General features: G+C 65.4%; 16 protein-coding genes. 10 read left to right on the top strand and 6 right to left on the bottom strand.

Annotated elements, in window-relative coordinates; all coding sequences use genetic code 11:
* Positions 1-431: 431 nt before the first annotated feature.
* Positions 432-2354 (top strand): methyl-accepting chemotaxis protein, encoded by a 1923-nt coding sequence (locus DNK34_RS06335; protein WP_131173430.1) that lies wholly within the window; start codon positions 432-434, stop codon positions 2352-2354.
* A 349-nt stretch (positions 2355-2703) separates the two neighbouring features.
* Positions 2704-4626, top strand: a complete 1923-nt coding sequence (locus tag DNK34_RS06340) for a methyl-accepting chemotaxis protein (RefSeq protein ID WP_131173429.1) — start codon at positions 2704-2706, stop codon at positions 4624-4626.
* Positions 4627-4917: 291 nt separating this feature from the next.
* Here the strand turns inward: DNK34_RS06340 and cobF are convergent, their stop codons facing one another.
* From cobF to phhA, 5 genes are all read right to left on the bottom strand, one after another.
* Complete coding sequence (cobF, locus tag DNK34_RS06345; protein ID WP_131173428.1) at positions 4918-5682, bottom strand: precorrin-6A synthase (deacetylating); 765 nt, start codon at positions 5680-5682, stop codon at positions 4918-4920.
* 268 nt (positions 5683-5950) lie between these two features.
* Positions 5951-8209: a glucosylglycerol-phosphate synthase gene (gene ggpS / locus DNK34_RS06350; protein ID WP_131173427.1), complete on the bottom strand. Its 2259-nt coding sequence runs from the start codon at positions 8207-8209 to the stop codon at positions 5951-5953.
* A gap of 247 nt (positions 8210-8456) precedes the next feature.
* A complete protein-coding gene (locus DNK34_RS06360) occupies positions 8457-9746 on the bottom strand; it encodes an MFS transporter (RefSeq protein WP_131173426.1) in 1290 nt (429 codons plus the stop codon).
* Positions 9747-9948: 202 nt separating this feature from the next.
* The gene (locus tag DNK34_RS06365; protein ID WP_131173425.1) at positions 9949-10305 is read right to left on the bottom strand and encodes a 4a-hydroxytetrahydrobiopterin dehydratase; all 357 of its coding nucleotides are present in this window, start codon (positions 10303-10305) and stop codon (positions 9949-9951) included.
* Between the two features lie 138 nt (positions 10306-10443).
* Positions 10444-11229, bottom strand: coding sequence for a phenylalanine 4-monooxygenase (gene phhA, locus DNK34_RS06370; protein WP_131173424.1), 786 nt, complete (start codon positions 11227-11229; stop codon positions 10444-10446).
* A 416-nt stretch (positions 11230-11645) separates the two neighbouring features.
* On the opposite strand from phhA, the gene DNK34_RS06375 reads away from it, so the two are divergent.
* Positions 11646-13202, top strand: a complete 1557-nt coding sequence (locus tag DNK34_RS06375) for a sigma-54-dependent transcriptional regulator (protein WP_131173423.1) — start codon at positions 11646-11648, stop codon at positions 13200-13202.
* A gap of 20 nt (positions 13203-13222) precedes the next feature.
* Here DNK34_RS06375 and DNK34_RS06380 read toward each other — a convergent pair whose 3' ends face one another.
* Positions 13223-14110: a LysR substrate-binding domain-containing protein gene (locus DNK34_RS06380; protein WP_131173422.1), complete on the bottom strand. Its 888-nt coding sequence runs from the start codon at positions 14108-14110 to the stop codon at positions 13223-13225.
* Between the two features lie 153 nt (positions 14111-14263).
* Between DNK34_RS06380 and DNK34_RS06385 the strand changes: the two genes are divergently transcribed.
* The 7 genes from DNK34_RS06385 to DNK34_RS06415 all read left to right on the top strand — a co-directional run bounded on the left by DNK34_RS06385 (position 14264) and on the right by DNK34_RS06415 (position 22029).
* Positions 14264-15091, top strand: coding sequence for an HTD2 family dehydratase (locus DNK34_RS06385; protein ID WP_131173421.1), 828 nt, complete (start codon positions 14264-14266; stop codon positions 15089-15091).
* A gap of 130 nt (positions 15092-15221) precedes the next feature.
* Positions 15222-16385 (top strand): acyl-CoA dehydrogenase family protein, encoded by a 1164-nt coding sequence (locus DNK34_RS06390; RefSeq protein ID WP_131173420.1) that lies wholly within the window; start codon positions 15222-15224, stop codon positions 16383-16385.
* 18 nt (positions 16386-16403) lie between these two features.
* Entirely contained in the window at positions 16404-17753 is a 1350-nt protein-coding gene (locus DNK34_RS06395) for an MmgE/PrpD family protein (protein ID WP_131173419.1), read from the top strand.
* Positions 17754-17835: 82 nt separating this feature from the next.
* Positions 17836-19038, top strand: a complete 1203-nt coding sequence (locus DNK34_RS06400; RefSeq protein WP_131173418.1) for a CaiB/BaiF CoA transferase family protein — start codon at positions 17836-17838, stop codon at positions 19036-19038.
* A gap of 241 nt (positions 19039-19279) precedes the next feature.
* Positions 19280-20098 (top strand): HpcH/HpaI aldolase/citrate lyase family protein, encoded by an 819-nt coding sequence (locus tag DNK34_RS06405; protein WP_131173417.1) that lies wholly within the window; start codon positions 19280-19282, stop codon positions 20096-20098.
* 113 nt (positions 20099-20211) lie between these two features.
* Positions 20212-21213: a C4-dicarboxylate TRAP substrate-binding protein DctP gene (dctP, locus tag DNK34_RS06410; protein ID WP_131173416.1), complete on the top strand. Its 1002-nt coding sequence runs from the start codon at positions 20212-20214 to the stop codon at positions 21211-21213.
* 147 nt (positions 21214-21360) lie between these two features.
* Entirely contained in the window at positions 21361-22029 is a 669-nt protein-coding gene (locus DNK34_RS06415; protein WP_131173415.1) for a nitroreductase, read from the top strand.
* Positions 22030-22297 lie beyond the last annotated feature (268 nt).

Below are 22297 nucleotides of genomic sequence, written 5' to 3' on the forward strand. Positions count from 1 at the left end.
CGGCCAAGAGTCGCCTCAGTCAAGCGTTTGGTCCGCAAAACGACGGTTTGTCCTGGCCCTGTAGGTGCTGCGACCTCGCAGCGAATAGCGGTCGCGCCACGGATTTTGCGAGATGGCCGCAAGCGCATCGCGCCGAGGTCGACGCTCCTCCACGGGCGGCGTTTTGCCACTCTGGCGTAGGCGCTCCCTGCTCCCAAAAGGCATCGGACGAGGGTGCGGTTTATCGTCGCGCCTCGCAACCCCGCGCTCTGCTCCGGGGCTTTCGGGGCGGGCCTTGCACACCGGCTGTTACAGGGTTCATGCCGGTCAAGCGCATCGAGATGTTCTAGTTATTTGCGGCGCTGCCGATAGAATGCCTGCCGTTTGCAACTTGCTGGTCACAAGAACAACTCTCCAGCGGCCTGAACGCTATTCAAAAATGGAGAATTTACATGAACAGCTGGTTTGCCAATATCAGCGTTACCTTGAAGCTTGCCATCGGGTTCGGCCTCGTGCTGGCCCTCACCCTTATCCTCGCCCTGGCCGGCTGGACCAGCCTGGGCAGCCTGATCCAGCGCAGCGACTGGATGACCGACATCGCTCGGCTCAACGATACGCTGACGGATCTGCGCATCACCCGCCTGCAATACATGCTCACCAACGGCGACGAGCAGGCCGCCGCGACCGTGCAGAAAGCCCTCGATGGCTTCGCTACCCAGCATGCCGAGACCCTGACCAGGTTCAAGAGCCCGGAGAACGTGCAACTGCTCAAGCTGCAGGGGGCGCAGATCGAGGCCTACCGGGCTTCCCTGAACAAGATGCGCAGCGGTTATCGCGCCACCGATGAAGCGCGCCAGCAGATGCGGCGGCAGGCCCAGCTGGCCGACCAGGCGATCACCGAGGTCAGCGAGACGGTGATGAACCTGCCCGCCTACGACGAGAGCCGCTTCGCCCAGCTCCAGGCCATCACCCGGCTCAAGGACGACTGGCAGTCGGTACGCTACGAGGTACGTGGCTATGTCGCCAACCTCGGCGACGACGCCGAACAGAAGGCCATGGCCGGCATCCAGGCGGCCAGCGCCGTCCTGGGGCAGTTCCGCGATACCTTCGGCAACGACCATGGACAACGCGTCAGTCAGGTGACAACGGCGCTGGACGGCTATCGGGCCGCGGTTCTGGCGTTCAAGGGCGCGACCGAGAACATTGTCGTGGCGCGCAAGGAACTGACCGAGCAAGGCTACGAAATCGTGCGTATCAGCAAGGAGCTGACACAGATCCAGCTCGATCGGCGTGACAGCGAAAGCAGCGCTGCCCGCACCCTGCAGCTTGGTGCCACGCTGCTGGCGCTGCTGGTCGGCATCCTCGCCGCTTGGCTGATCACCCGGCAGATCACCCGGCCGCTGCAGGAGACGCTGGTGGCGGTCGAACGTATCGCCGGTGGCGATCTGAGCCAGACCCTGCAGGTGACGCGGCGTGACGAGATCGGCGTGCTGCAGCAGGGCATCCAGCGCATGGGCGCTACCCTGCGCGAGCTGATCGGCGGCATCCGCGACGGCGTCACGCAGATCGCCAGCGCCGCCGAAGAGCTGTCGGCGGTGACCGAGCAGACCAGCGCCGGGGTCAACAGCCAGAAGGTGGAAACCGACCAGGTGGCCACGGCCATGCATGAAATGTCGGCCACCGTGCAGGAAGTCGCGCGCAATGCCGCCGAGGCGTCCCAGGCCGCGTCCGAGGCGGATCGGGAAGCCAGCCAGGGCGACCGCGTGGTCGCCGAAGCCATCGCCCAGATCGAGCGCCTGGCCGCCGAGGTCAGCCGTTCCACCGAGGCCATGAGCCACCTGCAGAACGAGAGCAACAAGATCGGCAGCGTGATGGACGTGATCAAGGCGGTGGCCGAGCAGACCAACCTGCTGGCGCTCAACGCGGCCATCGAAGCGGCCCGTGCCGGCGAGGCCGGCCGTGGTTTCGCCGTGGTCGCCGACGAGGTCCGTGGCCTGGCCCAGCGTACGCAGAAGTCCACCGAGGAGATCGAGGGCCTGGTCGCCGGCCTGCAGCAGGGCACCCAGCAGGTGGCCAACATCATGCACAGCAGCCGCGAGCTGACCGACAGCAGCGTCGAGCTGACGCGCAAGGCCGGCGGCTCGCTGGAAAGCATCACCCGCACGGTGTCGAACATCCAGTCGATGAACCAGCAGATCGCCGCCGCCGCCGAGCAGCAGAGCGCGGTGGCCGAGGAAATCAGCCGCAGCGTGCTCAACGTGCGCGACATCTCCGAGCAGACCGCGGCGGCCAGCGAGGAAACAGCCGCCTCCAGCGTCGAACTGGCGCGCCTGGGCAATCAGTTGCAGATGATGGTCAGCCACTTCCGCGTCTGAGCCGATCTGCGCGTCGTCGGGGTTCTACGACCCTCCGATGACACGACGCCCGGCCTGGCCGGGCGTCGTTGTTCAGGCTCAGGCTGCTCGCCAAGTACCGCACAGGCAGCAGGACGCGTATTTTCCCGCCAATGGCTATTTAGATTGAACGAACTGTCCGCAGTCCGGTCAGTGTGATGTCGTAATGGCATCATTCCGGCTTGGCTGAGTTGCGCTCGGTCTTCGCCTCGAGGGCGGGTCATGACGACATTGGCAAGGATTCCGACACCAGGGCCACGTTTGGAGTGCGGGCTGGCCAGACAAGGCTTCAGCTACCTGATTACCGAGATGTTTATGGTTGGAATATTGGATGAACACGTGGTTTGGCAACATCAGCGTTACCCTCAAGCTGGCCCTGGGCTTCGGCCTCGTGCTGGCTTTGACCCTGGCCCTGGCGGCCGTTGGCTGGAGCAGCCTGGACAGCCTCGTTCAACGGAGCAGCCGCACCGCCGAGATCGGTGAGCTCAATGCAGCGTTGACCGATTTGCGTATCGAACGGTTGCAGTACCTGATCAGCAACGGTGACGGTTCGTCCGCTGAAGATGTACAGAGAGCACTGGATCGTTTCTCCAGCGTGCAGCAGGAGTCGACCAGCCGTTTCCGCAATCCTGAAAACCTGCGCCTGCTCAACCAGCAGGCTGAGTTGATCGCCCAGTATCAGCAGGGTTTCGACAGGACTCGCAGTGCCTATGCCGCCGCTGGCAAGGCCCGGGCCGAGATGATCGAGCGGGCGGAACGCGCCGCCGCACAGATCGATCAAATCACTGCAACCGTGTTGCAGATGCCCGACTTCGACGAGCGCCGTTTCCAGCGCTATCAGGCGACCGTTGCGGTCAAGGAAGAGATACAGGCACTGCGTTATCAGGTGTGGCTCTATAGTGCGGATGCCAACGCCAGTACCGAGCAGGCGCTGAACCAGCAGATAGAGCGGCTCGACCTGGGCCTCGATGAACTGGCGACGAGTTTCGCAGGCGATAATCAGCGGGAATTCCAGGCGCTCGAAGCGGATATCAAGGTCTACCGCGGCCTGTTGGGTGATTTCCGTGCCGCCGTGGGCGAGCGTGCGCAGTTGAGTGAGGCGATGGCCCGCTACGCTCACGAGATCGTCAAGCTTGGCGAGGCCCTGAGTCAGATACAGATCGATCTGCGCGACAGCGACACGGCGTTCGCCACCCGCATGCAGTTGGGTGCGACCTTGCTGGCACTGCTGGTCGGCATTTTCTCCGCTCGGCTGATCACCCGCCAGATCACCCGGCCGCTGCAGGAGACGCTGGTGGCGGTCGAGCGTATCGCCGATGGCGACCTGAGCCAGACCCTGCAAGTGACGCGGCGTGACGAGATCGGCGTGCTGCAGCAGGGCATCCAGCGCATGGGCGGCACCCTGCGCGAGCTGATCGGCGGCATCCGTGACGGCGTCACCCAGATCGCCAGCGCCGCCGAAGAGCTGTCGGCGGTGACCGAACAGACCAGCGCCGGGGTCAACAGCCAGAAACTGGAAACCGACCAGGTGGCCACGGCCATGCAGGAAATGTCGGCCACCGTGCAGGAAGTCGCGCGCAATGCCGCCGAGGCATCCCAGGCGGCGTCAGACGCCGATGGCGAAGCCCGTCAGGGCGATCACGTGGTCGGCGAAGCCATCGTCCAGATCGAGCGCCTGGCGGCGGAAGTGGTTCGTTCCACCGATGCCATGAGCGACCTGCAGAAAGAAAGCGACAAGATCGGCAGCGTGATGGACGTGATCAAGGCGGTGGCCGAGCAGACCAACCTGCTGGCGCTCAATGCGGCCATCGAAGCGGCCCGCGCCGGTGAGGCGGGGCGTGGCTTCGCCGTGGTCGCCGACGAGGTCCGCGGCCTGGCCCAGCGTACGCAGAAGTCCACCGAGGAAATCGAAGGGCTGGTCGCCGGTCTGCAGCAGGGCACCCAGCAGGTGGCCACGGTCATGCGCAACAGCCGTGAGTTGACCGACAGCAGCGTGGGGCTGACCCGCAAGGCGGGTGAGGCCCTGGCCATGATTACCCACAAGGTGTCCAACATCCAGGCAATGAACCAACAGATCGCCGCGGCGGCCGAGCAGCAGGGCGCGGTGGCCGAGGAAATCAGCCGCAGCGTGCTCAACGTGCGCGACATCTCCGAACAGACCGCGGCGGCCAGCGAGGAAACCGCCGCCTCCAGCGTCGAACTGGCGCGCCTGGGCAACCAGTTGCAGATGATGGTCAGCCACTTCCGCGTCTGAGCCTAGGCTCGTAAAAAGAAGGCCGTTGCCAAATGCCAGTCAGTTAAGCATTTGGCCCACAGGGCAGCGGTTTGCCCTGGCCCTGTGGGAGCCGCGGCCCCGCGGCGATTGCTGGTCGCACCATTGGTTTTGTGGGATGGCCGCCATCGCATCGCGCCGAGGTCGACGCTCCTACACGGACGGCGGTTTGCCCTGCTCCTGCAAAAAACTTATCTGATCGGGCGAGGGCAACGGCCTTCTTTATGATCGTCAGGCACCTGGGCGATCAAATGCGCACGCGTTATCCCGCGTTCAGGCGCCGCGCTCACCGCGCCGCAGCAGGTAGCTGTCCATGATCCAGCCGTTGGCCTGGCGTGCCGCTGCGCGGGTCTGCACGATCCGCTCGGCGACATCGGCCAGCTTGCCGGCGATCAGGATCTCGTCCGCCGTGCCGACATAGGCGCCCCAGTAGATATGCAGATCCTGGTCGACGACATGGCGGTAGCTGTCCTGGGCATCGAGCATCACCACCACGCTGTCCACGCCATCCGGCCAGCCCTGGCGCAGGCGCCGTCCGGTGGTGATCTGCACGGCGCGGCCGATCTGGTTCAGCGGGATGCGATGACGGGCGGTCAGGGCCTGCACGCTGGTGATGCCGGGGATCACGTCGTAGGCGAGTCGCTGGCCGCTGGCGATCACCCCGTCGAGGATGCGCAGGGTGCTGTCGTACAGCGACGGATCGCCCCACACCAGGAAGGCGCCGGTTTCGCCATCGTCCAGTTGCCCGATCAGTTGCTCGAACACCGCCTGCTTGTCGCGGTTGAGGCTGTCGATGCTGGCGTCGTAGTCCGGCGTATCGCGTTCGCGCTCGGGGTTGCTGGCCTCGGCGATGCGGTACGCGCGGCCGGCGTCGATGTAGCGCTCGAGAATCAGCCGGCGCAGGGCGATCAGCTTGTCCTTGCTCTCGCCCTTGTCGAGGATGAAGAACACATCCGCCTGGTTCAGGGCCTTGATCGCCTGGATCGTCAGGTAGTCGGGATCACCGGCGCCGATGCCGATGACAAGGATCTTTTTCATGCCACGCGTCTCGTTCTTGCCAGAGGCGCGCAGCATATCAGTTCATCGCGGTGGGAGACCGTAGCCTGCCGCTGAGCGCAGCGATGCGCAGGAGCGATGTCCCGGGTATCGCTGCGCTCAACGCCGGGCTACCGGCTCCGGTTCAGCCTGCGGCGAGCTGTGGCATGCGGCTCGACCGCCTTTTTTCTGTAGCCTGCCGCTGAGCGCAGCGATGCGCAGGAAGGGTGTCCCGGGTATCGCTGCGCTCAACGCCGGGCTACGGCTCTGTTCAGCCTGCGGCGAGCTGCAGGACGTTGTCGGTCTCCTGCTCGGCGACCCCGGCGAGGAACTCGTCGCCCCAGCGGCGGATATCGTTGTAGTTGACGATATCGAACAGCTCACGCATTCGCGCACGGGCCTCGGTCTTGGGCATGTTCAGCGCCAGGTAGCAGGTCTGCGCCAGGTCGGCGGTGTCGTGGGGGTTGGTCAGCAGCGCGCCCTTGAGCTCGGCCGCGGCGCCGGCGAATTCCGACAGCGCCAGCACGCCCTGGCCTTCGAGCAGGCCCTGGGTGGCGACGAATTCCTTGGCCACCAGGTTGAGGCCGTCGCGCAGCGGGGTGATCCACATGACGTCGGCCATGGCGTACCAGGCCACCACTTCGTCGAAGGGGAAGCTGCGGAAGAAGAACTGCACCGGCGTCCAGCCGATCCGCGCGAAGCGGCCGTTGATACGGCCCACGGCCTGCTCGATCTGCGATTGCAGTTCGTCGTAGATGGTCATCTCGCGGGCGGCCGGCACGCAGATGCTGACCAGGGTGATCTTCTTGTGCAGCTCCGGGTTGTCGGCCAGCAGTCGCTCATAGGCCTGCAGTTTTTCCAGAATACCCTTGGTGTAATCCAGGCGTTCCACCGAGAGCACCAGCTTGATGCCGCGCAACTCTTCGCGCAGGCGCGCCATCTGTTCGCGGGTCTTGTCCTGGGCCAGGGCGTTGCGCACGCGGTCGATGTCCAGGCCCACCGGATGGGCGCCGAGCTTGACCACCCGGCTGCCGGTGTCCACGGCGGTGGTCATGCGCTCCAGGCCCACGGCGCAGCCGTAGGTGATGAAACGCGGCGCGCAGTTCTGCCGGCTGACGGTCTGCAGCGGAGTGACGCCACGGGCCACGTCGACGAAGTTCTCCACCTGCCGTGGAATGTGGAAGCCGATGTAGTCGCACTGCAACAGGCTGCCGATGATCTGCCGGCGCCAGGGCAGCACGTTGAACACGTCGGCCGAGGGGAAGTAGGTGTGGTGGAAGAAGGCGATGCGCAGGTCCGGGCGCAGCTCGCGCAGGTAGCCCGGCACCATCCACAGGTTGTAGTCGTGCAGCCAGACGATGGCACCTTCCGCGGCTTCCTTTGCCGTGCGTTCGGCGAAGGCGCGGTTGACCTTGAGAAACACCTGCCAGTCGTCCTCGTCGAAACGCGCGCGCTCCCAGAAGGTGTGCAGGGTCGGCCAGAAGGCTTCCTTGGAAAAGCGCTTGTAGAAGATGTCGACTTCTTCCTTGCTCAGCGCCACCCGTGCAGCGGTGAGTTTGGGATAGCGTTCGGCATCCACCGTGGTATGGGTTTCGAAGGGCTCGTCGCCGCCTTCGTCCACTGCCCAGGCGACCCAGGAGCCGGGCCGTGAATCGCCGAAGAAACTCATCAGCGTGGGAATGATGCCGTTGGGTGAAGTCGGCCGGCGGCGCTGCAGCTTGCCATCGACGCGGTGTTCTTCGTAGGGCAGGCGGTGATAGACCATCACCAGTTCGGCCTGGCCCGGCTTGGTGGCGTTGCGTTTTTCCGCGGCGATGCCGTGCTCGCCGAGGAAGCCGAAATGCACGAACGCCTGGAGAATGCCGCCGCAACCCGGGCGATCCGCCTGCAGGATCCAGGATTGATGCTCGGTGGCGCGCAGCAGGTTCGGCTCGGATTCGCCGACGCAGACGCCCTTGTAGGTGCCGTCGAGCATGTCCAGGTCATTCAGCGTGTCGCCGCAGGCCAGTACCTGGCCGGCATCCAGTTCCAGCCAGTCGACCAGGGCCTTGAGGCTGCTGCCCTTGTTGACGCCCTTGGGCAGAAAGTCCAGGTAGCGATCCGCGGAGTACAGCAGGTCGCAACCCAGCGTTTCCGCGGCGGCGGCCAGGGCCGGGTCGGCGGCCTGCTCGGGCGTGCAGAAGTAGGAACAGCGGCGCGCCTGGGGCACGTCCTGGCGTTCCAGGCCGAAGCCTTCCAGGGCCTGGGCCACCAGGCTCTCGCCCGGCCAGCGGGCGTCGACCTGGCCTTGCAGCGGCTGGATCGGCTGCAGGGTGTCGCCATGCACGAAGCTGGCGCCGACGTCGGCGATGATGAAGTCCGGTTGTGGCAAGGTCGGGTCGGCCAGCAGCGGCAGCACCGCTTCCAGGCTGCGCCCGGTGACGTAGGCCAACTGGATTTCCGGGTGGGCGGCGATGGTCTGGTAGAGGCTCAGGCGATCCTCGGGATCGCCGGCGAGAAAGGTTCCATCAAGATCGGTTGCAAGTAACATGCGCAGTCTCCCTGTCCATGAAGTGGTGCAGTGACGCGCCGACATCAGGGCACCTCTAAAAACTACCTGTGTTGCCATCACTGCGTTAAAAACAGACTCAAAATGCTCATTTACAGCTCGTAAACTCCGCTTTTTCGCCTGTTTTTGCCTTGTGCTGACCGCCTCGGCTACGTTTTTAGAGGTGCCCATCGCCCGACGAGCAAAGCGGGCGCCTGACCGGCGCCTCTGTTCTATGTAGGCTCTGAGCCTACGGCGAAGCGATGACGGGCTCCCGCTCGTCACCCTGGTTATCGTTGTCGGGGCCGTTGTCGTCGTCCGGCGGCGGGGCGTCGGGCATCAGCTCCAGCACGGTATGGCTGGTGCGCAACATCGGCATGAAGTGCGCCTGCTCGCCGGCGACCAAGTCGCTGACGTGGCGCAGGCGGTAGAAGGTGTAGGCCGCCAGCAGGCCCAGGGTGGCGGCGAAATACAGCGGCAGCGCGGCCGCGCCGATGTATTGCATCAGTACGCCGGCGAGCAGCGGTCCGCACACCGAGCCGATGCCATTGACCATCAGCAGGCTGCTGGAGCCGGAAAGGATTTCGTCGCTGTGCAACTGGTCGATCAATTGCGCCACGGCGATGGGGTAGATGGCGAAGGACAGCCCGCCGAAGACGAACATCAGCCCCAGCAGCAGGCGACCGGCCGGCAGCAGGCTCATCAGCAGGGACACCAGCACGGCCGCGGACACCACCCAGAGCAGCACCCAGCGGCGGTCATGGCTATCGGAAAAACGGCCGATCGGCCATTGCAGCAGGGCGCCGCCGAGAATGGTGGCGCTCATCATCAGGCCGACGCCGGTGGCGTCGAAGCCGTTGAGGCTGGCATACACCGGCGCCATGCCCCAGAACGCGCCGAGCGCCAGGCCCGAGAGGCCGGCCGCGGCGATGGACAGCGGGGCGATGCCGACGATCTGGCGCAGGTTGGTGTGCAGGCTCTCCGGCACGCTGGGCTGCGCCTGGCGGGTCAGGGTGATGGGCATCAGGGCGGCGCTGATCAGCATCGCCGCCAGGGCGAAGAGCAGGAAGTCGCTGGGATCGGCCAGGTTGAGCAACTGCTGCGCGGCGGCCAGGGCGCCGAGGTTGACGGCCATGTACACGGCGAACATCTGCCCGCGTTTGTCGTTGGGCACCTGGGCGTTGAGCCAGCTCTCGATGACCATGTACAGGCTGACCAGGGCCAGGCCGTAGAGCACGCGCAGGCCCAGCCACACCCAGGGATCGACGATCAGGACGTGGAGCAGGGCGGTGATGGCGGCGAGGGCGGCGCAAAAGGAGAACGCACGGATATGCCCAACGCGCCGGACCAGCGGAATCGCCAGCCAGGTGCCGAGGAGAAAACCGACGAAGTACCCGGACATGATCAGGCCGAGCATCCCGGTGGAGTAGCCTTCGGCGACACCACGCAGGGTCAGTAGCGTATTGAGCAGACCGTTGCCGAGCAGGAGTAATGCAACCCCACCCAGCAACGAGCTGATAGGGGCAATCAAGGACCACATGGCGAACTACCCTAGGGAACTATGCCAGTGATGGCAAGCAGGAAGCGCGCCAGCTTGAGTGGTGGTTTTTGCATAACTTATTGAATTTTAAGGTTTATTTTTATCGATAAACGGTCTTTGAATTTTTTCTGGCAGTTGAAGGCACCAGCCCGGTGCAGTGCCTCAGGTTTTTTCCCGTTGATGGGCCTCGCTTGGGCGATGTTCAACTGCGGCCCTCGGCCCGTTCGGCGAGCTGATCGGTGCGTGCGGCCATGATGAAATCGTTGCGGTGCAGGCCCTTGATCGAGTGGCTCCACCAGGTCACGGTGACCTTGCCCCACTCGGTGAGCAGGGCGGGGTGATGGTTCTCCGCTTCGGCGATCCCGCCCACCGCGTTGGTGAAGACCAGGGCCTGTTTGAACGTGCGGAAGCGGTAGGCGCGTTCGAGTTGCCTTACGCCGTCGCGTACTTCGCAGCGCCAGTCGGGAAGCTGCCCTAGCAGTTCGGCCAGTTCGGCATCGCTGACTGGGCGTGCGTCGGCGTTGCAGGCCTCGCAGGTGGCTTTGGATAGATGGGTCATGAAAGGCTCCGGCAGTGGGTGGTCAAGACTATGAGTGCGTCCCGCGAATCGCACGAATGACGCATCGTGTAGGAGCCCGCTTGCGGGCGATCGCTTTACGGCCAACGCATCGCCCGCAAGCGGGCCGTGCTTCTCTCATCACGCCGCCCTGGGTGGGAACTTCGGCGGATGCAGGCCCAGGCGCATCGCCTCCCGTACATGGGCCATGAGGTCTTCCCGGGCCAGGGCGAACAGCCGTTGCAGATCCGCCAGGACGAAGTACAGCGGTTGCAGGATGTCGATACGGTAGGGCGTACGCATGGTTTCCACCGGATCGAACGGCAAGTGTTCGGGGTCTCCGGATAAACAGTACACCGCTTCCTTGGGCGACGAGAGAATGCCGCCGCCGTAGATGCGCCGTCCGGCAGGTGTGTCGAGCAGGCCGAACTCGATGGTCATCCAGTACAACCGGGCGAGAAACACGCGCTCCTGGGGGCTGGCAGCCAGGCCCAGGCGACCATAGGTGTGAGTGAATTCGGCGAACCAGGGATTGGTCAGCAATGGGCAGTGGCCGAACACCTCGTGAAAGATATCCGGCTCCTGCAGGTAGTCCAGTTCCGCTTGTGTGCGGATGAAAGTGGCCACCGGAAATTGCCGGTTGGCGAGCAGCTCGAAGAAGCGCTGGAACGGGATCAGTGCCGGTACCTGAGCGACTTGCCAGCCGGTCGCGGCGTGCAACACGCGATTGATGTCAGGCAGTTGAGGAATTCGATCACGGGGTAGGGCGAGTCTGTCGAGGCCGTCGAGGTAGGGTTGGCAGGCTCGTGACTCGATCACCTCGAGTTGACGCTCGATCAGCGTCTGCCAGGTGCGATGCTCGACCTCGTCATAGTGGATAAAGCCGCTCGCGTCAGGCTGCCTGGCGAGGTACTGGCTGGCTTTCATCTGGCGATCTCCCTGGCGCATGCTGAGTGTAGATACCGTCTTGATCCTTGGTTCGCGAGAGCCCGTTCGGAGTCGGCGGGTTCGCCTGCAGAAGCGTCGACCTCGGCGCGAAACGATTGCAGCCTTATCGCGCATCCACATCGTTCACGCCATTCGCCGCGAGGCGCGGCTCCTGCAGACGCCTAGTCATCCTTCGCACTTATCGCTGGCCCGGCCCGAGTCATCGGGTGCCGTGCTTGCCTCAAGCATGTCGCAGGCTGAATGTTTCGTGAGGGGCGTGCTCAAGCCAGTTAACCGCCATGCGCGCCATTTTCGTAAAGAAAGGATTACGTCGCGCGCAAAGCATTGTCGTGGGCTCAGTCGAATCCACTAGACTGGCAAGAAACCTTGACGAAAAAACAACAAGAGCGACCGTCATGCGTATCAAGATCCATTGCCAGAACCGTGTCGGCATCCTGCGCGACATTCTCGAACTGCTGGTCGACTACGGCACCAACGTGGCCCGCGGCGAGGTCGGCGGCGAGCAGGGCAGCGCCATCTACCTGCACTGTCCCAACCTGATCAATCTGCAGTTCCAGGCCCTGCGGCCGAGGTTCGAGGCCATCACCGGCGTGTTCGGCGTCAAGCGCGTGGGCCTGATGCCCAGCGAACGCCGTCACCTGGAACTCAATGCGCTGCTCGGCGCGCTGGAGTTTCCCGTGCTGTCCATCGACATGGGCGGCGGCATCGTCGCCGCCAACCGTGCCGCCGCGCAGCTGCTCGGCGTGCGGGTGGACGAAGTGCCGGGGATCGCCCTGTCGCGCTATACCGAGGATTTCGATCTGCCGCAGCTGGTGCGGGCCAACAAGTCGCGGATCAACGGCTTGCGGGTCAAGGTCTGTGGCGACGTGTACCTCGCCGATATCGCACCGCTGCAGGCCGAGCACGAGGACAGCGAAGCACTGGCCGGCGCGGTAGTGACCCTGCACCGCGCCGACCGCGTGGGCGAGCGTATCTACCAGGTGCGCAAGCAGGAAGTGCGTGGCTTCGACAGCATCTTCCAGAGCTCGACAGTGATGGCCGCGGTGGTGCGCGAGGCACGGCGCATGGCGCCCCTGGACGCGCCGCTGCTGATCGAGGGCGAGACCGGCACCGGCAAGGAACTGCTGGCCCGCGGCTGCCACCTGGCCAGCCCGCGCGGACAGGCGCCGTTCATGGCGCTCAACTGCGCGGGGCTGCCCGAATCCATGGCCGAGACCGAACTGTTCGGCTATGGCCCCGGCGCCTTCGAGGGCGCCCGCCCCGAGGGCAAGCTCGGCCTGCTCGAACTGACCGCCGGCGGCACGCTGTTTCTCGACAGCGTCGCAGAGATGAGCCCGCGTCTGCAGGCCAAGCTGCTGCGCTTTCTCCAGGATGGCTGCTTTCGCCGGGTCGGCAGCGATGAAGAGGTCTACCTCGACGTGCGGGTGACCTGCGCCACCCAGGTCGACCTGTCCGAACTGTGCGCCCGCGGCGAGTTCCGCGAGGATTTGTACCACCGCCTCAACGTGCTCAGCCTGCACATTCCGCCGCTACGCGATTGCCTGGATGGGCTCGAGCCCCTGGTCGGGCATTTTCTCGACCGCGCCAGCCGCCAGATCGGCTGCCCCTTGCCCGGCCTGGTGGCGCCGGCGCTGGAGAAACTGAGGCGCTACCACTGGCCCGGCAACGTACGGCAGCTGGAGAATGTGCTGTTCCAGGCGGTGTCGCTGTGCGAGGGCGGGGTGGTCAAACCCGAGCATATCCGTCTGCCGGGCTACGGCGCCCCGCAACCGCTCGGCGACTTTTCCCTGGACGGCGGGCTGGAGGCCATCGTCGGGCGCTTCGAGAAGGCCGTGCTGGAGCGCCTGCACGGGGAATTCCCCAGCAGCCGCCTGCTCGGCAAGCGTTTGGGCGTGTCGCACACCACCATCGCCAACAAGCTGCGCGAGCATGGGCTGGGCAAGGCGGATTGATGGGCCGTAGCCGCTAGGCTTCAGCTTCCCGGCAGGAGCGTGGCGATCAGCGCCCGCACGCTGCCGGGCAGCGCTTCCAGGTCGCGCACCAGGATGCTGCGTTCGCGCACGGCCCAGGGTTCGTCCAGTTCGATGGTGGTCAGTTGCATGGTGCGGCGGTGCCGGCTGGCGGCGGACTCGGGGATGATGCCGATACCGACGTTGGCCTCGACCATGCGGCAGATGGCTTCGAAGCTGGACATCTGGATGCGCAGCGACAGCGTACCGCCCAGGGTTTCCACGTGTTCGCGCAGGAAGCTCAGCAGGGTGCTGCCTTCGTGCAGGCCGATGTGCTGGTATTGCAGGGTGTCGCGCAGGCTGACCCGCTCGCGATCCGCCAGCGGGTGGCCATGCGGCACCACCAGCACCAGGCGGTCGGTGCTGAAGTGCAGGGCCTGCAGGCCGGTGGCCTCCACCGGCCCGGCGATGATGCCCAGATCCGCGCCGCCATCGAGCACGCCGCGGACGATGTCGCGGCTCAGGCGTTCCTGCAGGTCCACCGTGACCCCGGGGCGTGCGGCGAGGAAGCCGGCCAGTATTTCCGGCAGGAATTCGGTCACCGCGGTGGTGTTGGCGAAGATGCGGATATGCCCCGCCGAGTCGCTGCCGTATTCGGTGAATTCGCTTTTCAGGTAATCGACCTGGCGCATGATCAGCCGCGCATGCTGCAGCAGGCGCTGACCGGCGGGGGTCAGTTCCACGCCGCGGCTGTCGCGGTACAGCAGGCGGGTGTCGAGCTGGCCTTCCAGGGCCTTGATCCTGGCGCTGGCGGCCGCGGGCGAGAGCGCGGCGCGGCGCGCGCCCTGGGTCAGGCTCGGCGATTCGGCGATATGGATGAAGAGGCGCAGGTCGGGCAGGTCGAAGTGCATGGCAGCCTGTCTCGGTAGGAGCCCGCTTGCGGGCGATCTGAAGTTAAGTCTGGCGTTCAGCATAACCGAACGCTGGCTTATGCAAATGCAAATTCACAGAACGATAAGCGAATTGCATGCTGGCAGCACATAACAAGACAGCTGGAACCCACCATGAGCGACTCTGCTTTTTCCGCCTGGATCGGTCGCACCGAAGAATCCCATGATCAACTGAGCCGCAACCTGGTCAAGCGCATCGCCGCGACCCTCGGCGAGGAGACGCCCGCCCATGGCGAGGCGCTGCCGCCGCTGTGGCACTGGGCGTTCTTCCAGGACCCCGTCGCCGAGAGCGGCCTGGGCAGCGATGGCCACCCGGCCCGGGGGGGCTTCCTGCCGCCGGCGGACAATCGCAACCGCATGTGGGCCGGCGGTCGCGTGGAGTTCTTCGCGCCGCTGCGCGTCGGTGGCGAAGCCACCCGGGTCTCGACCATCACCCACATCAAGGAAAAGCACGGCCGCACCGGCGCGCTGCTGTTCGTCACCGTGCGCCACGATTACCAGCAGAACGGCGTCCTGGCCATCCGTGAAGAGCAGGACATCGTCTACCGCGAACCGAGCCCGCCCAAGAGCGGAGGGGGCGAAGCACTGCCGGCGGGCGACTGGCGCGAGGCCGTGGTGCCCAGCCCGACCCTGCTGTTCCGCTATTCCGCGGTGACCTTCAATGGCCACCGCATCCATTACGACTGGCCCTATGTCACCGGCACCGAAGGCTACGCCGGCCTGGTGGTGCACGGTCCGCTGATCGCCACGCTCAACCTGCGCGCCTTCTGCCGCGCCAACCCGCAGACCCGCCTGCGCCGCTTCGCCTATCGCGGCGTGCGCCCGCTGATCGCGCCGCAGCCCTTCGAGGTGGCCGGGCGGATAACCGAGCCGGGCAAGGCGCAACTGTGGGCGGGCAACGAAGCCGGCATGGCCCAGCAGGCCGACGTGGAATTCGAATGACCGATGCCGAGTAGGGTGGATCACGCTCTACCGATCCACCAGGTGGCGTTTTGGTGGATGTAAAAAGCGACAGCTACACGCCCCGATCCACCCTACGGCTGAAGCAACAAGAAGAATCGAGGAAATCAAGATGACCCCGGAACAGAGCGAAGAACTGAATTTCATCCGCGAAGGCGTGCGTGGCCTGTGCGCCGAATTCCCCGCCGAATACTGGCGCAAGATCGACGAGGAAAAAGGCTTTCCGGAAGCCTTCGTCAAGGCGCTGACCGAAGCCGGCTGGCTCTCTGCGATGATCCCGGAAGAGTACGGCGGTTCCGGCCTGGGCCTGGCCGAAGCCTCGGTGATCCTCGAGGAAGTGAACCGCTGCGGCGGCAACTCCGGCACCATCCACGGGCAGATGTACAACATGTTCACCCTGCTGCGTAACGGCAGCGATGAGCAGAAAAGCTACTACCTGCCGAAGCTGGCCAGCGGCGAGCTGCGCCTGCAGTCGATGGCGGTCACCGAGCCGACCACCGGCACCGATACCACCAGGATCAAGACCACGGCCGTGCGCAAGGGCGACAAGTACGTGGTCAACGGGCAGAAGGTGTGGATCTCGCGCGTCCAGCATTCCGACCTGATGATCCTGCTGGCGCGCACCACGCCGCTGGCCGAGGTGACGAAGAAGGTCGACGGCATGTCGATCTTCCTGGTCGACCTGCGCCAGGCCATCGGCAACGGCCTGACCGTGCAGCCGATCGCCAACATGGTCAACCACGAGACCAACGAGCTGTTCTTCGACAACCTGGAAATTCCTGCCAGCAGCCTGATCGGCGAAGAGGGCAAGGGCTTTCGCTACATCCTCGACGGCCTGAATGCCGAGCGTACCCTGATCGCCGCCGAGTGCATCGGCGATGGCCGCTGGTTCATCGAGAAAGCCAGCGCCTATGCCCGCGACCGCGAAGTGTTCGGTCGCCCCATCGGCCAGAACCAGGGCGTGCAGTTCCCCATCGCCAAGGCGCATATCGAGGTCGAGGCCGCCGACCTGATGCGCTGGCGCGCCTGCGAGCAGTATGACCGTGGCGAGAACGCCGGGGCCAGCGCCAACATGGCCAAGTACCTGGCCGCGGAAGCCTCCTGGGCGGCGGCCAACGTCTGCCTACAGACCCACGGTGGCTTCGGTTTCGCCTGCGAGTACGACGTCGAGCGCAAGTTCCGCGAGACCCGTCTGTACCAGGTGGCGCCGATCTCCACCAACCTGATCATGTCCTATGTGGCCGAGCATCTGCTCGACCTGCCACGTTCGTTCTAAGGCCCGGGGGACAATGAAATGAGCCATACCCAAGCACTGGCCGCATTCCTCGCCGAGCTGCGTTACGACGATCTGCCAGGCAATGTGCTGGATCGCAGCGAAGAGCTGTTCCTCGACTGGCTCGGCTCCGCCCTGGCCAGCGAAGGGGCGCATCCCATTCCGCTGTTCGAGGCCTACGCCCGGAAGATGGGCCCGGCCGATGGCCCGGCGCGCATCCTGGTCAATGGCCGCGGCACCTCGGCGTACTTCGCCGCGCTGGTCAACGGCGCTTCCTCGCACCTGGTGGAGCAGGACGACCTGCACAACCGCTCGGTGCTGCACCCGGCCACCGTGGTGTTCCCGGCGGCCCTGGCCGCGGCGCAGGACCTGGGCAAGTCCGGTCGCGAGCTGCTGCTGGCCTCGGTGGCCGGCTACGAGGCGGGCATCCGCATCGGCGAATTCCTCGGCCGCTCCCATTACCGCATCTTCCACACCACGGCCACGGTCGGCACCCTGGCCGCTGCCGTGGCGGTGGGCAAGCTGCTGGATTTCGACCAGAAACAGTTCGTCCACCTGCTCGGCAATGCCGGTACCCAGGCCGCCGGGCTGTGGGAGTTCCTGCGCGACGCCGCCGACTCCAAGCAACTGCACACCGCCAAGGCTGCCGCCGATGGCCTGCTGGCGGCGTATTTCACCGAGCAGGGGCTGAGCGGCGCGCAGAACATTCTGGAGGGCGAGCAGGGCATGGCTGCGGGCATGTCCAGCGATGCCGACCCGAGCAAACTGTCGGATCGCCTCGGCAGCCGCTGGGCGCTGGTGGAAACCTCGTTCAAGTTCCACGCCTCCTGTCGCCACACTCATCCGGCCGCCGATGCGCTGCTGGATCTGATGCAGCGCGAGGGTCTGCGCCATGGCGACATCGCACAAGTGATCACCCATGTGCACCAGGGTGCCATCGATGTGCTCGGCCGTGTAGTGGTGCCGCAGACCGTGCACCAGGCCAAGTTCTCCATGAGCACCGTGCTTGGCCTGATCGCCGTGCATGGCAAGGCCCAGCTCACCGAGTTCGAGAACCTGTCGCTCACCGATGAGGACGTCGCCAGGTTCCGCGACAAGGTCGGCATGCGCCTCGATCCCGAGGTGGACGCTGCCTATCCGGCGCGCTGGCTGGGCCGGGTCGAGGTGCTCACCGGCGATGGCCGTACCCTGCGCGGTGCCATCGACGAGCCCAAGGGCGATCCGGGCAACACCCTCGACCGTGTCGAGCTGGAAGACAAGTTCCGTCGCCTGCTGGCCTTCGCCGGCAAGCGCAGCAGCGATGAGGCCGGCGAGCTGATCGCCAAGGTCTGGCGCCTGCGCGAGACGGACGACCTGAGCAACCTGGCCTGATGGCAGGGACGGACTTCTGCCATCGCCGACATTTTCCGGTGGATCGATAAAGCGCGATCCACCCTACGGAAAGGATCTGGACATGAACAACGCACAACAACCCCGGCCCCTCGACGGCATCACCGTGGTCAGCCTGGAACACGCCATTGCGGCGCCGTTCTGCACCCGCCAGCTTGCCGACATGGGCGCTCGGGTGATCAAGGTCGAGCGCCCCGGTAGCGGCGACTTCGCTCGCGGCTATGACGAGCGTGTCAATGGCCTGGCTTCGCACTTCGTCTGGACCAACCGTTCCAAGGAAAGCCTGACCCTCGACCTCAAGCAGGACGGTGCCGGCGATGTACTCGACAGCCTGCTGGAAAAGGCCGACGTGCTGGTACAGAACCTGGCACCGGGGGCGGCGGCGCGCATGGGCTTGTCGTTCGAGGCGCTGCACGAGCGTTTTCCCAAGCTGATTGTCTGCGACATTTCCGGCTACGGCGAAGGCGGCAGCTACGAGAAGAAAAAGGCCTACGACCTGCTGATCCAGAGCGAGGGCGGCTTCCTGTCGGTCACCGGCGGAGCAGACGACGATCAACTGGCCAAGGCCGGGTGCTCCATCGCCGATATCGCCGCCGGCATGTACGCCTACAGCAGCATCCTCTCGGCGTTGTTGCTGCGCGGCAAGACCGGCCTGGGCAGCCGCATCGACGTGAGCATGCTCGAGAGCCTGGTCGAGTGGATGGGCTATCCCCTGTATTACGCGTACGACGGTGCCACGCCGCCGCCGCGTGCCGGGGCCGCTCACTCGACCATCTATCCCTACGGCCCGTTTCCCGCCGGCGACGGCGGCACGGTGATGCTCGGCCTGCAGAACGAGCGCGAATGGCAGGCCTTCTGCGAGCTGGTGCTGTTGCAGCCGCAGCTGGCGACCGATGAGCGTTTCTCGGCCAACTTCAAACGCTCGGCCAACCGCGAGGCGCTGCGCGCGATCATCGTCGAAACCTTCGCTGCGCTCAGCGCCGAACAGGTGATCGAACGCCTGGAACAGGCGCAGATCGCCAACGCCCACGTCAATGACATGGCCGGCGTCTGGGCCCACCCGCAGCTCAAGGCGCGCGACCGCTGGCGCCAGGTCGACAGCCCGGCCGGCACGCTGCCCGCACTACTGCCGCCAGGCAGCAACAGCGCCTTCAGCCCACGCATGGATGCCGTACCCGGATTGGGCGAGCACACCGAGGCGTTGTTGGCGGAGCTGGGCTACGGCGCAGCGGCGATCGCCGGGCTGAAGGCCAGCGGTGCGGTCTGACAGGTTGTCCACGATCAAGCGGCCTTCGGCCTTCGATCAGAAGCGCTTGAGGCTGGAAAGCTGGACGAAAGAGCCTATGCGGTTTGCTTGTCGTTCAGCCCGTAGGATGGGTGCAACCCATCAATTGCCGATGGGTTGCACCCATCCTACGGCCGTCCGCTTGCGCCCTTTTGCAGTCGTACATCGTGAGCAGTTCCAACCCTATTTCCCATTGACCCCATGGGGCCAGGAAGCCGTCTTTATGAGCACACCCATCGTCCGTTCCGCCCTGTTCGTCCCGGCCTCCCGGCCGGAGCGCATTCCCAAGGCCCTGGCCAGTGGCGCCGACGTGGTCATCGTCGACCTCGAGGACGCCGTGCAGGAAAGCCTCAAGGTCGAGGCCCGGGCCAACCTGGATGCCTTCCTCGGCGGCCATCCCCAGGCGCGCCTGCTGGTGCGCATCAACGCCGCCGAGCATGCCGGGCATGCCGAAGACATCGCCCTGTGCCAGCGCCATGCCGGGGTGATCGGGGTGTTGCTGCCCAAGGTCGAAAGCGCCGCCCAGGTGGCCCGGGTCGCCGCCTGCGGCAAGCCGGTCTGGCCGATCATCGAAAGCGCCCGCGGCTTGCTGGAGCTGCCGGCCATCGCCGCCGCGCCCGGGGTCGAGCGGCTGTCGTTCGGCGGCCTGGATCTGGGCCTGGATCTGGGCCTGAGCAGCGGTACCGCCGCGGCCGAGCGCATCCTCGACCAGGCGCGTTACTCGATCCTGCTGCACAGCCGCCTCACCGCCCTGGCCGCACCGCTCGACAGCGTATTCCCGGCCATCGACGACCGCGCCGGCCTCGAACGTGCCGTACGGGATGCCCGCGACATGGGCTTTGCCGGCCTGCTGTGCATCCATCCCAGCCAGGTCGGCGTGGTGCACCAGGTCCTGGCGCCGGCGGCCGAGGAACTGGACTGGGCGCGCCGGGTGCTGGCGGCCGGGGCCGACGGCGCCGGGGTCTTCGTGGTCGATGGGCAGATGATCGACGCACCGGTGCTCGGGCGCGCGCGGCGCATACTGGAACGGGCTGGCCAGTGAATCGAGGCGCGTTCGGCACAGCCGAAGGCGCCCTTGTGCAATGACGAATTCCACGGATGGAGCTGGCGTTATAAATAACGACCTACCAACAAAAACAAAATGAGGGTTCTCCCATGCTGAAGCTTTCCATGCAGGCGCTGGTCTGCGCCGTGTCCCTGTCCGTGGCCGGCATGCTGCACGCCGCCGGCAATGCGCCGATCAGTATCAAGTTCGCCCACGTGGTCGCCGAGCACACGCCCAAGGGGCAGGGCGCGCTGCTGTTCAAGAAGCTGGCCGAGGAGCGTCTGCCGGGGCGGGTCAGGGTCGAGGTGTACCCCAACTCGTCGCTGTTCGGCGATGGCAAGGAAATGGAGGCCCTGCTGCTCGGTGACGTGCAACTGCTGGCGCCGTCGCTGGCCAAGTTCGAGCACTATGCCAAGCAGATCCAGATTTTCGACCTGCCGTTCATCTTCGATGACATCCATGCCGTCGACCGTTTCCAGCAGAGCCCCCAGGGCAAGTCGCTGCTGACCAGCATGGAGAGCAAGGGCATCACCGGTCTGGCCTATTGGCACAACGGCATGAAGCAACTGTCGGCGAACAAGGCGCTGCACGAGCCCAAGGACGCCCGCGGCCTGAAGTTCCGCGTGCAGGCTTCGGCGGTGCTCGACGAGCAGTTCAAGGCGCTGCGCGCGGCGCCGCGCAAGATGAGTTTCGCCGAGGTCTACCAGGGGCTGCAGACCGGCGTGGTCAACGGCACCGAGAACACCTGGTCGAACTACGAGAGCCAGAAGGTGCATGAGGTGCAGAAGTTCTTCACCGAATCCAACCATGGCGCCATCGACTACATGGTGATCACCAACACCAAGTTCTGGAACGGCCTGCCGGAAGACGTGCGCAGCGAGCTGGAGGCCGTCATGGGCGAGGTCACGGTCGAGGTGAACAAGCAGGCCGAAGCGCTGAACCAGGCGTCGCGGCAGACGATCGTCGATGCCAAGACCAGCGAGATCATCGAGCTGACGCCCGAGCAGCGTGCCGAATGGCGCAAGGCCATGCAGCCGGTGTGGCAGAAGTTCGAAGACCAGATCGGCAAGGACATGATCGAGGCCGCCCAGGCCGCCAACAGCGCCCCGTAACGAAGAACGCGGTACAGGCGAGGCCGCTTTTCCTGGAGGAAAGCGGCCTTTGTCGTTGCCGCGGGTGAGACAGTTGGCCGAGCCGGTCTTTCGCGGCTGAAGCCGCTCCGGCGGGGGCGACCGGCCAGCAGGCATTCGGGAGGTGATATGAAGGTCAGTGAAGCCCTGCGCGAGCGCCACAGCACGCGCGCCTTTCTCGACAAGGCGGTGGATGCGCAACTGCTGCGCAGCCTGCTGCGACAGGCCGCGCGGGCGCCTTCCAGCGGCAACCTGCAGCCCTGGCGCATCCAGGTCGTGCAGGGCACGGCCATGACGCGCTTTCGTGAGCATATCGCCGAGCGCCTGGCGCGCGATCCCGAGGTCGATCCGCCGGATTACCCGGTGTATCCGCAGCCCTTGCAGGAGCCATACCGCAGTTCCCGCTTCGAGGTGGGCGAACAGATGTACCGGCTGCTGGATATCGGGCGAGCCGACAAGGCGGGGCGCCTGGCCTGGTTTGCCCGCAACTACCGTTTCTTCGAAGCGCCCTGTGCGGCGTTCTTCTTCGTCGAGCGCTGCATGGGGCCGGGGCAGTGGGCCGATCTGGGCATGTACCAGCAAAGCCTGATGTTGCTGCTCAAGGAGCATGGCCTGGACAGTTGCGCCCAGGCCTGCTGGGCGCGCTATCACCTGAGCGTCGAAGCCTTTCTGCAGGTACCCGATAGCCACGTGCTGCACTGCGCTATCGCCATCGGCCACGCCGACCCCGAGGCGCCGGTCAACCGCCTGGTCAGCGAGCGCCTGCCGCTCGAGGCGTTCTGCACCTTCGTCGAGTGAGCAGGGCGGAGCGGCCAAGGACTGGCTGTGCTTAAGTCGGGCCTGCGACGAATCCCCGGGTGTCGCTTCGCTCGACCCGGGCTACCTACAAAGCTCCCGTAGCCTGGGTTGAGCCTGCGAAACCCGGGGCGATCTCCCATCGCTCGAATCAGCCCGCACAACGCCCGACAGCGCGTAGCCTGGGTCGAGCGAAGCGATACCCAGGGACGAACTCCCATAGATCTCATCCCTCGAATCACCCCCGCAACCATCCCACCCCCACAAATCC

Origin of the sequence: Phytopseudomonas dryadis, from assembly GCF_004327355.1 — a bacterium.
Taxonomy (GTDB): domain Bacteria; phylum Pseudomonadota; class Gammaproteobacteria; order Pseudomonadales; family Pseudomonadaceae; genus Aquipseudomonas; species Aquipseudomonas dryadis.

Excerpts from the sequence above, each read along its gene's own strand:
- DNK34_RS06335 (WP_131173430.1), top strand. The coding sequence starts at position 432 with ATGAACAGCTGGTTTGCCAATATCAGCGTTACCTTGAAGCTTGCCATC.
- DNK34_RS06340 (WP_131173429.1), top strand. The coding sequence starts at position 2,704 with ATGAACACGTGGTTTGGCAACATCAGCGTTACCCTCAAGCTGGCCCTG.
- cobF (WP_131173428.1), bottom strand. The coding sequence starts at position 5,682 with ATGAAAAAGATCCTTGTCATCGGCATCGGCGCCGGTGATCCCGACTAC.
- ggpS (WP_131173427.1), bottom strand. The coding sequence starts at position 8,209 with ATGTTACTTGCAACCGATCTTGATGGAACCTTTCTCGCCGGCGATCCC.
- DNK34_RS06360 (WP_131173426.1), bottom strand. The coding sequence starts at position 9,746 with ATGTGGTCCTTGATTGCCCCTATCAGCTCGTTGCTGGGTGGGGTTGCA.
- DNK34_RS06365 (WP_131173425.1), bottom strand. The coding sequence starts at position 10,305 with ATGACCCATCTATCCAAAGCCACCTGCGAGGCCTGCAACGCCGACGCA.
- phhA (WP_131173424.1), bottom strand. The coding sequence starts at position 11,229 with ATGAAAGCCAGCCAGTACCTCGCCAGGCAGCCTGACGCGAGCGGCTTT.
- DNK34_RS06375 (WP_131173423.1), top strand. The coding sequence starts at position 11,646 with ATGCGTATCAAGATCCATTGCCAGAACCGTGTCGGCATCCTGCGCGAC.
- DNK34_RS06380 (WP_131173422.1), bottom strand. The coding sequence starts at position 14,110 with ATGCACTTCGACCTGCCCGACCTGCGCCTCTTCATCCATATCGCCGAA.
- DNK34_RS06385 (WP_131173421.1), top strand. The coding sequence starts at position 14,264 with ATGAGCGACTCTGCTTTTTCCGCCTGGATCGGTCGCACCGAAGAATCC.
- DNK34_RS06390 (WP_131173420.1), top strand. The coding sequence starts at position 15,222 with ATGACCCCGGAACAGAGCGAAGAACTGAATTTCATCCGCGAAGGCGTG.
- DNK34_RS06395 (WP_131173419.1), top strand. The coding sequence starts at position 16,404 with ATGAGCCATACCCAAGCACTGGCCGCATTCCTCGCCGAGCTGCGTTAC.
- DNK34_RS06400 (WP_131173418.1), top strand. The coding sequence starts at position 17,836 with ATGAACAACGCACAACAACCCCGGCCCCTCGACGGCATCACCGTGGTC.
- DNK34_RS06405 (WP_131173417.1), top strand. The coding sequence starts at position 19,280 with ATGAGCACACCCATCGTCCGTTCCGCCCTGTTCGTCCCGGCCTCCCGG.
- dctP (WP_131173416.1), top strand. The coding sequence starts at position 20,212 with ATGCTGAAGCTTTCCATGCAGGCGCTGGTCTGCGCCGTGTCCCTGTCC.
- DNK34_RS06415 (WP_131173415.1), top strand. The coding sequence starts at position 21,361 with ATGAAGGTCAGTGAAGCCCTGCGCGAGCGCCACAGCACGCGCGCCTTT.